The sequence below is a fragment of the Streptomyces sp. NPDC087300 genome (genome assembly GCF_044744425.1).
GTDB lineage: Bacteria > Actinomycetota > Actinomycetes > Streptomycetales > Streptomycetaceae > Streptomyces.
The window spans coordinates 137,215-152,793 of sequence record NZ_JBIUYI010000001.1; the positions used below are offsets into that span (position 1 = coordinate 137,215).

At 73.5% G+C, this 15,579-nt stretch carries 3 protein-coding genes; all 3 read left to right on the forward strand.

Going from position 1 to position 15,579, the window contains the following annotated elements; translation table 11 throughout:
* The first annotated feature begins 581 nt into the window (after positions 1-581).
* Positions 582-4,532: an amino acid adenylation domain-containing protein gene (locus tag ACIO9J_RS00585; RefSeq protein WP_401990245.1), complete on the forward strand. Its 3,951-nt coding sequence runs from the start codon at positions 582-584 to the stop codon at positions 4,530-4,532.
* The gene (locus ACIO9J_RS00590; protein ID WP_401990248.1) at positions 4,532-13,885 is read left to right on the forward strand and encodes an amino acid adenylation domain-containing protein; all 9,354 of its coding nucleotides are present in this window, start codon (positions 4,532-4,534) and stop codon (positions 13,883-13,885) included. Before ACIO9J_RS00585 ends, ACIO9J_RS00590 begins: the two co-directional genes overlap by 1 nt.
* A 488-nt stretch (positions 13,886-14,373) precedes the next feature.
* Complete coding sequence (locus tag ACIO9J_RS00595) at positions 14,374-15,573, forward strand: alpha/beta hydrolase family protein (protein ID WP_401990251.1); 1,200 nt, start codon at positions 14,374-14,376, stop codon at positions 15,571-15,573.
* The last annotated feature ends 6 nt before the right edge of the window (positions 15,574-15,579 follow it).

Here is a 15,579-nt window from a genome sequence, read left to right on the forward strand (position 1 = left end):
TGTCAAGACACCGGGAGCCGACTCGGGGCCGCAGTCAGGTGAACACGAGAGATCCTCGCGGCTTTTCCCGCCTTCCCCTGCTTTCCTCCGGCTCCGAAGAACAGGGCGGGTGCACATCAGAACAGGGCGGGTTCACATCGCGGGGAACCGGCACCGGATTCATCTCGGACACGCCCAGGACACGCCATCGGACAGGGTGATCGCAAGCCCTCCCATGGCGGTACGCGTTCCCCTCAAACTGCCTCATGCAGGCCCGAAATGGCAATGCCCCGCCCGCCCCGACTGCCCTTTCGTACCTTCCCGCCTGCCCGTTCGGACAGGTGGCGGGCCCAGGGGCCACAAGTGTTGAAGCTCGTACCACTGGCCATTGACAGGCTCCGAAGCATTGATCAATCATCGCGTTTGAAGGTCGGCATCGTGCATTACGGGACCGCAATCGAGCGTTGAGGGGAAGCTTTTGAGCCCGGCAGACCCCGCCGGGTGAAATCCCGTCACCACCGTGAATAGGGTTCCCTCGGAGTGGAGAGTCAGCCTTGCCCGCGTACCAAGAGTTCCGCAATTCACCTCCCGGACAATCGGAGGTGACGCGGGGCGAGCCCTCCGCCGTTCCGCCCGCCGACCGCACCGCGCCCCTGGAGTTGTCCTACGCGCAGCAGCGGTTGTGGTTCCTGGCACAGATGCGGTCCGCCGGCGAGGCGCTCCACCTGCCCCTGGCGGTCGAGCTGAGCGGCGCCCTCGACCGCGCGGCGCTCGGGCACGCGCTGGACGCGCTGACCGCTCGCCACGAGGCACTGCGGACCCGGCTCGCCACCGTGACGGGCACGCCCTTCCAGGAGATCGGACCGGCCGACGCGGGCTTCCCGCTGGCGCTCCACGACCTCACCGACCGGGCCGACGCGGAGGAGCAACTCGCCCTGCTCCAGCGCGAGGAGGCCACCGCACCGTTCGACCTGGCGCACGGGCCGCTGGCACGTGGCTCCCTGGTGGCGCTCGGCGCCGACCGGCACGTCCTGCTGCTGACACTCCACCAGAGCATCGCCGACAGCTGGTCGCTGGACGTACTGACGCGGGAACTCGGCGCACTCTACGGCGCGTTCGCCGACGGCGCGGCCGACCCCCTGCCGCCGCTCGCGGTGCAGTACGCCGACTACGCGGCCTGGCAGCACCGGTGGCTGTCCGAGGACGACGCGGAGCAGCAGCGTGCCTACTGGCGACAGGTCCTCGCCGACGCCCCGGCGCTGCTCGAGCTGACGACCGACCGGCCGCGCCCCGCCGAGCAGGACGTCCGCGGCGGTCGGGTGCCGATCCGCTTCGACGAGCAGCTCACCGCGGCCCTCGGCGACCTGGCGCGGCGCCACGGATGCACGGTGTCCATGGCCGTGCTCGCCGGGTGGGCCCTGGTCCTCTCGCGTCTCTCCGGGCAGACCGACGTGGTGATCGGCGCGCCCACCGCCAATCGCCGCCGCGCCGGACTCGACGGCCTGATGGGCCTCTTCGCCAACACGCTGGCCTTGCGCGTCGACCTCTCGGGCGAGCCGACGGTGGCCGAACTCCTGGCACGCGTACGGGACGTGAGCCTTGCCGCGGTCCAGCACGAGGAGCTGCCGTTCGAGCAGGTCGTCGACGTGGTGAACCCGGAGCGGAGCCTCGCCCACACACCGCTGTTCCAGGTGCTCTTCGACTGGCGGGACGCCACGCAGGGCGAGCTGACGCTGCCTGGTGTGGAGACGACGCCGCTCCCCTCGCCGTACACCGTCGCGAAGTTCGACCTGACGCTGTCCCTCACCGAGGACGACGGCCGCGTCGTGGGCGCCCTGGAGTACGCCGCCGCGCTCTTCGACGCGACGACCGCCGAGCGCTTCTGCCACCAACTCGCCCTGGTCCTGCGGCAGATGACCGAGGCCCCGGAGCGGACCGCCGCCGCGCTCACGCTGCTCGACGAGCAGGAGCGCCGGCGTATCCTGACCGACTTCAACGACACCCGCAGGCCCGGCACCCCGGCCGGTCTGGTCGAGCGGTTCGAGACGCAGGTACGCGAGCGCCCCGGCCAGCCCGCCGTGGTCTTCGAGGACGAGCAGCTCGACTTCGCCACCCTGGAGCGGCGCGCCAACCGCCTCGCCCACGCCCTCATCGCGCGCGGCGTACGCACCGATCACGTCGTCGGCCTGCACCACCACCTGTCGGTGGACCTCGTGGTGGGCATGCTGGGCATCCTCAAGGCGGGCGGCGCCTATCTGCCGCTCGATCCCGTACTGCCCGCCGAGCGGCTCACCGGCATGGTGGCGGACGCCGGGGCCGCGCTGGTCCTCAGCGATGCCGCGGCGGCGCCGGACGGCTGGCCGACGCTCACCGAGGTCGAGGCCGAGGGCCCCCGCGACGACGCGCCCGGAGTCGGCTTCCGCCCGGACAACCTGGCGTACGTCATCTACACCTCGGGCTCCACCGGCCGCCCCAAGGGCGTGGCCGCCACCCACCGGGGCATCCTCAACGTGCTCGACAACTGGATCGCCACGTTCGGCACGACGCCGGGACTGCCGTCGGCGATGTGGCCGAGCTTCGCCTTCGACGCCTCCGTCCAGGAGTTCCTGCTGCCCCTCACCAGCGGCGGCACCCTGGACCTGGTGCCCGCGGAGGTGCGCCACGACCCCGAACTGATGACGGGCTGGCTGCGCGAGCGCCGCATCGTCGAGGTGTTCCTGCCGCCCTCCTACATCAAGTGGTTCTGCGAGGCGCCCGAGGAACGCCTCGCGGGCCTCGCGCTGCGCTACATCCACACCGGTCTGGAGTCACTGCCCGAGGACGGCCTGCACCGCCTCGAACAGACCCTGCCTGGACTGCGCATCCTCTACACCTACGGGCCCACCGAGACCGCGCTGTACTGCACCGCGTACCCCGAACTGACCCCGGCCGCGCGCCAGTCCCCCATCGGCTCGCCGATCGCCAACATGCGGACCTACGTGCTCGACGAGCGGCTCCAGCCGGTGCCCCCGGGCGTCGTGGGCGAGCTGTACGTCGCGGGCGCCGGCATGGCCCGCGGCTATCTGAGCCGCACGGCGGCGACCGCCGAGCGCTTCGTCGCCGACCCGTTCGCGCCCGGGGAGCGGATGTACCGCAGCGGTGACCTGGCGCGCAGGCTGCCCGACGGCCATCTCGTGTACGCCGGGCGCAGCGACCAGCAGGTGAAGCTGCGGGGCTTCCGCATCGAGCCGGGTGAGATCGAGGTGACGCTGCTCGACCAGCCGGGCGTCGTGGAGGCCGTGGTCCTCGCCGACCGGGACGCGGCGGGCGAGCAGTTCCTGGTGGCCGCGGTCGCGGTGGGCGACTCGGCGCCGCGGTCCTTCGCGGCCTGGCGCGCTGCGCTCGGGCAGCGGCTGCCCGCCTACATGGTCCCCGCCTACTTCGTCGAACTGCCGCAGCTCCCCCTGACCCCCAACGGCAAGCTCGACCGCGCCGCCCTGCTCGCCAAGGCGCGCGCCGACCGCCCCGTCCAGGTCAACCAGGCCAGCCCGCGCGACCACGTCGAGCTGGCGCTGTACCGGATATGGCAGCGGCTGCTGCTCCAGTCCGAGATCGGCATCAGTGACAGCTTCTTCGACGTCGGGGGCACCTCGATCTCCGCCATCAAGCTGGCGCACGCCGTACGCGAGGAGTTCGGCGAGGCCCTGCCGGTCCGCGACATCGTGCTCCACCCGACCATCGAGGCGCTCGCCGCGCGGCTGCGCAGGGGCGCGTCGGGGCCGCCGCCCAGCAACCTCCTGGAGTTCCGCGCGGGCGACGGCCGGGCCAGGGTGGTCTGCGTCCACCCGGCGGGCGGCACCGCGTTCTGCTATCTGTCGCTCGCCAAGGCGCTGCCGGAGTCCGTCGGCGTCCAGGGCATCCAGTCGCCCGGCGTCAACCCCGGCGAGGACTTCCTGCCCTCGGTGGAGGCCATGGCCGAGGCGTATCTGAAGCTCATCGAGCCCCTGCCGGACGGGCCGCTCGTCCTCACCGGCCTCTCCTACGGCGGGCTCGTCGCCCACGAGATGGGGCGCCGTCTGGCCGCCGCGGGGCACGAGCGGCTGAGCGTGGTGCTGCTCGACACGCAGGCCACGGACGACCCCGAACTCCGGGTGGCCACCGACCCGGTGGGGCTCGCGGTGTTCCGCTCCAAGCTCATCAAGTTCAACGGCATGTACCCCGGGATCGACGACCGGCAGATCGAGCAGTACCACCGCATCTACAACCACAACCTGCACACCTCGCGCGACCACGTGCCCGCCCCGACCACGGCGCGCACGGTCCTCATCGAGGCCGTCGAGGGCACGACCGACGCCATGCTGAGCGCCGTGCGCGCCTTCTGGCACGAGCGCGCCGGGGGCGATCACGCGGTCGAGTCGGTGAAGTGCGACCACTGGGAGATGCTGGAGTCCGCGGAGGTCCTGCGGGTGGCGGCGACGATCGATGCGGAGCTGGGGCGGCTCGCGGACTCCGCAGCCGGGACCGGTTCGGCGCAGGCTCCGGCTCCGGCTCCGGCTCCGGCTCAGGAGAGCTGATGGGGTCCGCGTCGGGCCCATCCGCCCCTTCCGGCCCGTCCGTCCCACCACGGCAGGGTCCGGCCGCGTGTTCCCCGCAGGACGGCTGCCTCGCCGCGGCCGTGCTCCGGCGGGCGCGCAGCCATCCGTCCGCCCCCGCCGTCGTCGACGGGGCGCACCGCCTCGACTACGCGGAACTCGACGCCGCCAGCGCGTCCGTCGCCGAGGCGCTGCGTGGCCATGGCGTACGTCCGGGACAGGCCGTCGCCGTCTGTCTGCCACGCTCCTGGCAGCTGGTCTGCGCCATGCTCGGGATCCTGCGCGCCGGCGCGGTGGTGGTGCCGCTCGACGCGCAGAGCCCGCCCGACCGGCGCCGCCACATCCTCACCGACGCGGCCTGCGTGGCGGTCCTGCACGCGGACACCGAACCGGACGCCCTGCCGGACGGCGTACGGCCGCTGCCGGTGGCGGAGCTGCTCGCGAGCGGCGACGGCACGCGCGCCGACGGCACGGACGACCCCGTGCCCGCCGGAGGGACCGGCGACGCGCCGATCTCCTTCGTCTTCTACACCTCGGGCACGACCGGCCGCCCCAAGGGGGTCGAGGTCCTCGACGCGGGGATCCTGCGCCTGGCCCGGCCCGGCTATCTCCGCATCGACGAGGGCGCGCGGTACGCGTGTCTGTCCAACCCGGCCTTCGACGCCATCAGCTTCGAGGTCTGGGTGCCGCTCCTGACCGGCGGCTGCTGCGTGATCCTCGGCGACGAGACGGTACAGACGCCCGACGTCCTCGCGGCCGAACTCACCAGGCAACGCGTCGACGTGCTCTTCATGACGGTGGCGCTGTTCAACGCTGTGGTCGACAAGGCGCCGCACTGTTTCGCCACGATCGGCCAAGTCCTGGTCGGCGGCGAGCAGTTGAACGCGCGGCTGATCCGCCGCTGGTACCGCGACAACCCCGAGAGCACCACCCGGCTCCACAACGTCTACGGCCCGACCGAGGCCACCACGTTCGCGCTGTGCCATCCGATCCCCCGGGACTTCACCGGCGAAGTGGTGCCGATCGGGCGCGCGCTGCCGGGCACCGACCTGCTCGTGACGACGGACGGCGACCGGTTCGCGGAACCCGGCGAGGTGGGTGAACTCTGCCTCGCGGGCGAGGCGTTGGCAGCCGGATACCGCAATCTGCCCGAGGAGACCGAGCGGCGCTTCGTCGCCCTGCCCCGGCCCGACGGCGGCTCCGCGCGCCACTACCGCACCGGGGACCTGGTGCGGCTCGACGAGGCAGGCCGCGTCGAGTACGTCGGCCGCGCCGACCGGCAGGTCAAGGTCCGCGGCTTCCGCGTCGAACCGGGCGAGCTGGAGCGGCAGATCGTGACCCATCCGGCGGTGCGCCAGGCGTATGTGTGCACCCGCCGCGACACGAGCGGCGTCAACGAGCTGCTCGCCTATCTGGTGCTCGGCGCCGAGCTGTCCTTCGACGACTTCGACCGCCACGTGGCCGCCGCGCTGCCCGCGTACATGCGCCCGCACCGCGCCTACCTCGTCGACGAGTTGCCGCTCAACGCCAACGGCAAGGTCGACACGGCCGCTCTCCTCGCCAGGGACGACGCGCCCTGGCGGCGCGACGGGGCCGGAGACACCGACCTCACGCCCTGGCAGCGCGAGGTGCTCGACCTCGCCGAAGAGGTGCTCGGCGTGACCCAGCTGCGTCTCGCGGACCGCTGGATCGCGGTCGGCGGCGACTCCCTCAAGGCGCTGCGGCTGCGCTTCGAAGCCCGGCGGCGCTGGGGCCGCGAGGTGTCCCAGGCCGCGATCCTCGGGGGTGACTTCGCCCAGCTCGCCGTGGCGGCGGGCGAGGGGACGACGTCGTATCCGGCCCCTGGCGCACCGTCGGGCGCGCGCACGGCACCCGCGACGGCCGAGCAGGAACGGCTGTGGCTGCTCCAGCAGCGGGACCCCGCATCCCGCGCGTACGACGTGCCGATGGCCTTCCGGATCGACGGCGAGGTCGACACCACCGCGCTCCGGCAGGCGCTGCGCGGCCTCGTGACACGCCACCCGGCGCTGCGCACCGCCTTCGAGGCGACGCCCGAGGGACTGCGGCAGGCGGTCGCGGAGCCGTACGACCCTTGGATCGACCAGAACGAGCCGACCCAGCTCACCGAACTCAGCGAACTCACCGAGCCCTTCGACCTGGCGGACCCCCGGCTGTTCCGGGCCGCCTGGTTGCCGCACCCCGGCGGCAACGGCGGCGAGTTGCGGCTGCTCCTGCACCACATCGCCGTCGACGGCTGGTCGCTCAACGTCCTGTTCGGCGAGCTCTCGGCCGACTACGCCGCCGCCCTGCGCGCGGGGACCGAAGACCCGCGCACCGCCCCCGTACCGACCCCGCTCGACTTCGCCGCCTGGCAGGCCGAGTGGTTCACCCACGAGGCGTACCGCACTCAGCGCACTGAACTGGCGGACTTTTACGGCGAGTTGGAGGCCAGGGACGAACCCCTGGAGCAGGTCCACTCGGTGGACGGTACCGCGGGGCGGCTGCTGCACGACACGCTCGACCCGGGGCGCAGGGCCGCGCTGGACCGGCTCTGCGCCGAGCTCGGTCTCACCCGCTTCCAACTGCTCCTGAGCGTCTACGCCTGGAGCCTCTACGGAGTCACGGGCCTGACGCGGCCGCGCGTCGCGAGCCCCGTGGCCAACCGGCCCGTGCAGGAATTCGATTCCGGTGTCGGCATGTTCGCCAACACCGTGCTCCTCCCCCTCGACCTGGCACCCCGCGACGACCTGCGCCAGCAGTTGCGACGGCACGGTGCCGTCGTGCGGTCGGTCCTCGACCGTCAGGACGTGTCGCTCGCCGACGCCCTGGCCGACCGCGCGGAGCACGGTGCCCCGTTCGACTTCCTGTTCGTCCTGGAGAACACCGACTTCGACGCGCTGGCGCTGCCCGGCTGCGCCGTCCGTCCCCAGTGGCGTCCGCCGGTCGACGCGAAGTGCCCGCTCACCCTGTCGGTGATCGAGCGGGGCACGGGCTTCGACTGCCTCTGGGAGTACGACGCCCGGCACTTCGACGCCGACGAGGTGACGGCGCTCGCCGCGCTGTTCCGGCGCGGCATCGACCTGCTGGCCGACGGCGCGGACGTGACGCCCGCGGAGCTGGCGGCGCCCTACCGGCAGGCGCTCCCCGAGCCCGGCAGGGCCGCCGAGGTCCCGCCCGTCTTCCGCACCGTGGCCGAGGGCTTCGCGCGGACCGTGCGCCGCACGCCCGACGCGCAGGCGGTCGTCACGGCCGAGGGGCGCACCTTCTCGTACGCCGAACTGGACGCGCATGCCGCCGCGTTGGCCGCCGAGCTGCGCGAACTGTATCCGTCACGCGCGGACGGCGAGGAGCCGTGCGGCGTGGCGCTGTATCTCCAGCCGTCGGCCGAGCACGTGGTGGCGCTGCTGGCGCTCGCCCGGCTGAATCTGACGATCGTGCCGCTCGACCCCTCCTACCCGCCCGAGTTGCTGCGGCAGATCCTGGCGCAGGCGGAGCCGCTGTGCGTCCTCGTGCCGCCGGAGGAGCCAGCCGCGCAGGGGGCCATGGGCACGCGTGAGGCGCTCGGCGTGCTCGACTCGATCGCCCCGGACGGGCCACCGCGCCACCCCGTCACCCTGGCGGCTGACCCCCCGGCCCCCGTCGGCGCACCCGAACCGCTGCCGCACGACGGACGGCGCCCGCTCTACACCCTGTTCACCTCGGGCTCCACCGGCACGCCCAAGGGCGTGCGGGTGCCCGACCGTACGCTGTGCAACTTGATCCAGTGGCAGGCCGAGTCCGGAGATCTCGCCGAGGCGGCGGTCACCCAGCAGTTCTCCATGCTCTCCTTCGACGTCTCCTTCCAGGAGATCTTCGGCACGCTGTGCGGCGGCGGACGGCTGCATCTGGTCCGTCCCGAGTGGCGCCAGGACGTGCCCGCGCTGCTGGAGCGGCTCGAACTCGCGGGCGTGGAGCGGCTGTTCCTGCCCTACGTCGCGCTTCAGCTCCTCGCCGAACACGGCGTGCGGCTCGGGCGCTGTCCCTCGCGGCTGCGCGAAGTGGTCACCGCGGGCGAGCAGTTGCTGTGCACCGACGCCATCCGCCGCTGGTTCGCCGGGCTGTCCGGCGCGCGCCTGTTCAACCACTACGGTCCCACCGAGACCCATGTGGTGAGCGCGCTGCGCCTGGCCGGCGACACGGCCGACTGGCCGGAGCGCCCCGCCGTCGGATCGCCGGTCGCGGGCGCCTGGCTGCGAGTGGTCGACGAGGCCGACGAGCCGCTGCCGCCCGGCCGCACGGGCCGACTCCTCATCGGCGGTCCGATGGCCGCGCCCTGCTACCTGGGTGACCCCGCCCTCAACGCGGACCGGTTCGTCGATCTGCCCGGCCTCGGCACCTTCTACCGCAGCGGCGACCTCGCCCGCTTCGACGCGGACGGCCTGCTGCACTTCAGGGGGCGGGACGACCAGCAGATCAAGCTGAGCGGACACCGTCTCGAACTGGGCCAGGTCGAAGCGGCCCTGCTGCGGCACCAGGACATCGTGAACGCGGTGGTCGTACGGGACGGTGCCCGCCTGGTGGCCTGCCTGCAGTGCCGCGACGACGCCCCCGCCCCGGACCCGGCCGAGCTGGCCGGGCACCTGGCGCCGCTGCTCCCGCCGTACGTACGGATCGACCGCTTCCGGCGCTTGGCACGGCTGCCGCTCACACCGAGCGGCAAGCTGGACCGGCGCGCGGCCGCGAGCGCGCCGGGCGAGGAACTGGCGGAGCGGGCACGGCTTTCCGAGGGGTCGGAGCGGTCCATCGAAGGCCAGGACCGTCCGGCCGCCACGGTGCGTTCGGCGCGCGAGGTCCGGCTCACCGAGCTGTTCGAGTCGGTCGTGGGCCGGACCGTCGGACCCGACCAGCGCTTCTTCGACGCGGGCGCGACCAGCCTGGACCTGATGCGCTTCCATCTGCGGTGCACGGCCGAGCCCGAACTGGCCTTCAGCATCCCGGACTTGTTCGAGCACGTGACCGTGCGCGCGCTCGCCGGATTCCTGGACGGCAGGGACGCGCCGGGCGGCAGGACCGCGGACGCGGGCGCACCGGACCCGGTGGCGGCCGGTCCCGCCGACGAGCCCATCGCCGTCATCGGCATGGCCGTGCGGCTGCCCGGAGCCGACGATCTGGCGGCCTTCTGGGAGCTGGTCCGCGGCGGCGGCCGGGGCGTGGAGCACTTCGACACGGCCGAGGGCCTGGTCGGCGCGCGCAGTCAGATGTCGGGGCTGCTGTCCTTCGACCCGGAGCACTTCGGCATCAGCCGCCAGGAAGCACGGCTGATGGACCCGCAGCAGCGGCATCTCCTGATGAGTTCCGTGCAGGCGCTCGCGCACGCCGGGATCGCCGACCCGTCGGGGCAGCGCGTCGGGCTCGTCGCGGGCTGCGGCGAGAACACCTACTTCCAGTCGATGCTGCGCCACGTCGACCCGGCGCGGCTGCCCGACGGATTCCAGCTCGCCCTGCACCACGAGAAGGACTTCCTCACCACCAAGGTCGCCTACCACCTCGACCTGTCGGGCCCGGCCTTCACCGTCCAGGCGGCCTGCGCGAGTTCGCTGGTCGCGGTGCACGTCGCGGCGGGTCTGCTGCGGCAGGGCGACGCCGATGTGATGCTGGCGGGCGGCGTCCTCGTCGACCGGCTGCTGACCGACGGTTACGCGTACCGGCCGCAGCACATCTTCTCCGACGACGGGCATTGCAGACCGTTCAGCGACGACGCCGGAGGCACCGTCGGCGCCAGCGGCGCGGGCGTGGTGGTCCTCAAGCCGCTGCGTCTGGCGCGGCGCGACGGCGACACCGTGTACGCCGTGGTGACCGGCTCGGCCCTCAACAACGACGGTGCGGGCAAGCTCAGTTACAGCGCGCCCTCCCTGCCGGGCCAGCGCGAGGTGATTCGCGCCGCGCTGCGCCGCAGCGGCCGGGAGAGCGCCGATCTGGGCTACGTCGAGGCGCACGGCACCGGCACCCGGCTCGGCGACCCGGTCGAGGTCGGCGCGCTGCGCCAGGCCTTCGACCTGGACGCGTCGCAGCGGTGCGCGCTGTCCTCGGTGAAGAGCCAGATCGGGCACCTGGGCGCGGCGGCGGGCGTCGTCGGCCTGGTCAGGGCCGCGCTGGCGGTCCACCACGGCGTGATCCCGCCGAACGTCGACTTCCGTCGGCTCAACCCACAGATCGGCGCCGACGCGGGACCGTTCCACATCCCCACCGAGGCACTCCCCTGGCCTGCGGGGCGCCCGCGCGTCGCCGCCGTCAGCAGCTTCGGCATCGGCGGCACGAACGCGCATCTGGTGCTCGAAGCGGACACCGACGCCCCTGAGGAGACACCGGAAGCACGTCAACTGAACAGCCCCTCCTGCCTGTTGCTCTCCAGCAGCAGCGCGGAAGCTCTGCGCGCCGACGCCGCGCGGATCGCGGACCACCTCCAGGCCAGGCCGGAGACGTACGGCCAGGTGCTGCGCCACCTCCAGGCGGGGCGGACGCCCGGCCGCTGGCGTGCGGCCGGGGTCTGCGCGGACGTGGCTTCGGCCGTGGCCTGGCTGCGTACGGTGTCGGGCGTCGAGGTGACACCGGACGACACCGCACAGGCCCCTCTGTCCGCCTTGTCCGCCGAGGGCCGCACGGCGGGGGAACTGGCCGATGCCTGGCTGTCCGGCCGTCCGGTCGACTGGCCCGCCGGTCCCGCCCAGGCTCCGTGGGACTTCCCGCCGCCCGCCTTCGCGCTCGCCGAGTACGACATCGAGCAGACCGCACCGTCGGGCGACCGGACCGCTCGCTCCTCCGCCGACCGTCCGCAGCGCCTGCCCGACGCGGACTGGCTGCACCAGCCGCACTGGGTGCGGCTCAGCCGCGCCACCGGCGACGCGCCGCGCCTGCCCGGGGTGCTGGTCGCGCTGACGGCCGAGCCGCTGGCCGCCGCGGCGGTCCGCTCCTTCGAGGCGGTCTACGACCGGGTCGTACGCGTCACCGCCGCCGACTCCTTCGCCCGGCTCGCGGACGACGTCTACCAAGTCGACCCCGCCGACCCCGACTCGCTGCGACGGCTCATCGGCGAGCTCGCCGACGCGGGACCGGCCGGCATCGACTGGCTGCACGCCCTGCCGCTCGCGGTGACCGGCCCGGTCGGCGAGGACTCGCTCGAACTCGCCCGCTGGGCCTGCCTGGACACACCCGCCGCGCTCCTGCGCGCGACCGCGGTCGCGACCGCGGAATCGTCATCGCCGGTACGGCTGCGGCCCTGGTGGATCTCGTACGGCGCGCAGCCGGTCGAAGGCACCGTCCAGCGGCCCGAGTCGGGCCTCCTGGCGGGCGCGGGCGAGGTCGCGCCGCAGGAGTGCGGTGTCGACGGGCACTGGCTCGACCTGCCCACCGCGGAACCGGCCGACTGGGCGCCGTCCGTGGCGGCCCTGCTGGCGGGGAGCGACCACTCCCCGTCGTTGCCCCGGCGGCTCGCGCTGCGCCAGGGTTACTGGTGGCGCCAGGCCCTGCTCGCGGTGCCCGCGCCCGCACCCACAGCGCCGTCCGCGCTGCCGCCAGGACCCGCGACGTACCTCGTGCTCGGCGGGACCGGCGGCATCGGCTCCGCCATCGCGGCCTGGCTGCTCACGCAGTCCGACTGCCGGGTCGTTCTGACGTCCCGTCAGTCGCGGCTGCCCGCCGATCTCGCGCAGTGGGCGGACCGCGTCGACCTGGTGCGGGCCGACCTCGCGGGGCAGACGCCCGACGCGGTCCTCGGCAGGATCGAGGAGGTCACGGACCGCGTCGACGGAGTCGTGCACGCCGCGGGCGTGGCGGGCGGCGGGCTGCTCGCCCGTCGTGACGCCGCCGCGATGCGCCGGGTCACGGACGCCAAGGCGCGCGGCGCCCTGCTCGTCGAGCGCCTGATCGAGCGGCACCGGCCCGCGTTCGCGGTGTACTGCTCGTCGATGGCGGCACTGTTCGGCGGCATCGGCCAGTTCGACTACGCGGCGGCGGGCGGCCTCCTGGACGGCTTCGCCCGGCACCGCTCGGGCCCCGCGGAGACGACGCTGCGCATCGCCGTCGACTGGGACGTGTGGAGCGAGGTCGGCATGGCCCGCGACGCCCTCCACTCCGACGCACGCCATCAGGCGCATCTGGCGGTCGGTCTCGCGGTGAAGGAGGGCCGCGCCGTCTTCTCGCGGGCGCTGCGGCTCCAGTTGCCGCATCTGCTGGTGTCCACCACGGACATCGAGCAGGCCCGTACGTTCTACGCGCCGCACGGCGACGAACCAGCCGTCGACGTCGGCCGGGAGAACCTCGGACCGGCCCTCGTGGACCCCACGGCCGAGTCCGTCGCGGCCCGGCTCACCGGCCTGCTGTGCGAGCTGCTCGGCCTCGACGAGCTCGATCCCGACGCCTCCCTGTACGACCACGGCGCCGACTCCCTGACCCTGCTGGACGTGATCGCCGAGGTCGAGCAGGAGCACGGTGTCGCGATCGAACTCTCCCGGCTCAGCCACCGGGTGAGCCTCAACGAGGTCCTGGCGCGCGTCGCCGACGCGGGCCCCGGGGCCGTGGACCCGTCCGGCGATCCGGTCGCCGTCGAGGTGTGGCAGGAAGGCACCGGGCGTGACCTGGTGTGCCTGATCCACCCGGTCGGCGGCGACATCCAGGCCTACCGCGCCCTGGTCTCGGAGCTCGATCCACGCCTCACGGTCTGCCTGATCCCCGACCCCGCGCTGCGGCGGCCCGACCTGCCCGCCTGGTCGCTGACCGAGCGGGCGCGCCGCTACCGGGACGCGCTGTGGACCCGGTTCCCGGGCGACGAATGGCGCACGCACCTCGTGGGCTGGTCCTTCGGCGCCTGGGTGGCCCAGGCCATGGCGGCCGACCCGGGGGACGCGGGCCGTCGCTTCGACGGGCTGCATCTGATCGACCCGCCGCCGCCGGACGCCGCGCCGCGCTTCCGTGAGTACGACGAGAGCCGCATCGAGGCGGTCTTCGCCCACGAGCTGAGCCAGTCGGGCTCCGGTGCACCCGCGGGCCCCCAGGCCCAGGCGTACGCCGAGCGCCTCGCGCACTGCTGCCGGGCCAACGTCACCGGCATGGCGCGGCACGAACCGCCACGCCTGGACGCCACACCGACCTGGCTGTGGCTGGCGGGCCGGCCGGTGGCCGAACTCCCCGCGCATGGCTCACCGGATCACCAACAGCGGCTGTGGCAGGAGCGGTTGGCGGACCTCCAGGAGTGCAGACAGCTCGATGCGACGCACTACGACATCGTCAGGGCGCCGTGGGTGGGGACGGTGGCCGACGCCGTCAACGCGGCGTTCCCGCCGGGCTCGGGGCCGCGCTAGCCGTTCACCACGGGCGGGCACTCGGCAGTTCGCCGCCGCACCGCTCGCAGTGGCGCGCTCCGGCCGCCTCGTTGAGACGGCCGCACTCCGGGCACACCCGGTCGAGGGCGCAGGGCGCCTCGCCGCCCTCATCCTGTGGGTCTTGGTGGTCCTGCTGGTCCTTAGGGGCAGGCCGCCCGGCTTCGGGGGCTTGCCTCGGCTTCCGTGGTTCTTGCGGTGACTGCGCTTCCTGCGGGGGCAACGGGCCTCCTGGTGACGAGTGGTGACGCGCGGTCAGTGAGATGCGGTTGGCGACGTGCGGGCGCGGTGCGGGTCCGCCGAGTGCGGCCGCGTGACGCACGCGTCGGCCACCGGAGGCGCCGAAAGCGCCACCGTGGCCGTATCAAGTCTCCTACCAGGAGCTGACGTCCGTGTACCTCCGGAGGCTGGTGCGGGTCAGACCGCGGGGCGACGTGCCGCATCGGCCGCCCCGTCTAGCGTCCTGTGTCATGACCGGAACCCGAACTGCCCTGCGCGGGCGCGCCGTTGTCACCGTTCTCGCCCTGTCCCTGGCGCTGCCCGCCGCGAGTGGCGCGCTCGCACACGCCGCGCCCGCGTCGGTGGACCGAGCCGCCGAGCGGGGGTCCGACGAGGCGACGGCTCCGTTGCACCTCCCCCGCCCCACGGGCCCGTTCGCCGTGGGCCGCGACACCCTTCACCTCGTCGACAAAAGCCGCCGCGACCCGTGGGTGCCTTCGGCGGGGGCGCGCGAGCTGATGACGTCCGTGTACTACCCCACGCGGCACGGCGGCGGACGCCCCACGGCCTACACCTCGGAGGCGGAGGCCCGGCTTCTCCTTGAGGCGGGAGAGCTGGAGAAGAACATCTCCGCCGCCGCGTACAGCGAGACCCGGACCTTCGCGCGCGCCGGGGCGCGGCCCGCCCCCGGCCGGTTCCCGCTGGTCGTGCTCTCGCCCGGGTTCACCGCTCCCCGTTCGACGCTGACGCACCTCGCCGAGGACCTCGCGAGCCGCGGGTTCGTCGTCGCCACCGTCGACCATGCCTACGAGTCCGTCGGCACGGCGTTCCCCGGTGGCCGGATCCTCACCTGCGAGGCGTGCGGTCCCGCCGAGGAGCCAGGGATGGGCGAGGTCGTCACCGAGGGGCGGGCCAAGGACATCTCGTACGTCATCGACCGGCTGACCGGACGCGGTGCGAGCTGGCGGCACACCGGCATGATCGACCCCGGGCGCGTCGGGGCCGGCGGGCACTCCATCGGCGGGGCCGCCGCGCTGGCCTCGATGACCGCCGACCGACGGGTGCGCGCGGGCATGAACATGGACGGTCACTTCCACACCGGTCCTGCCGGGATCGGCGGCCGCCCCTTCCTGATGATGGGCTCCGAGCTCGACCACACCCCGGGGCAGGAGGACGGCGTGAACTGGGACAGCACCTGGCAGGGGCTGAACGGCTGGAAGCGCTGGCTCACCGTCAAGGGGTCCGGGCACTTCACGTTCACCGACCTGCCCGTACTGACCGGCCAGGCCGGGGTGGTGGATCCCGCCGTGCCCCTCTCCGGTGAGCGCTCGCAGCGGATCACCCGCGCCTACGTCGGCGCGTTCTTCGAACAGCAGCTGCGCGGCCGGCACCAGCCGCTGCTCGACGGCCCGTCCCCGGCTCACCCCGAGGTGGGTTTCCGCAAGCAGTGACCGGTG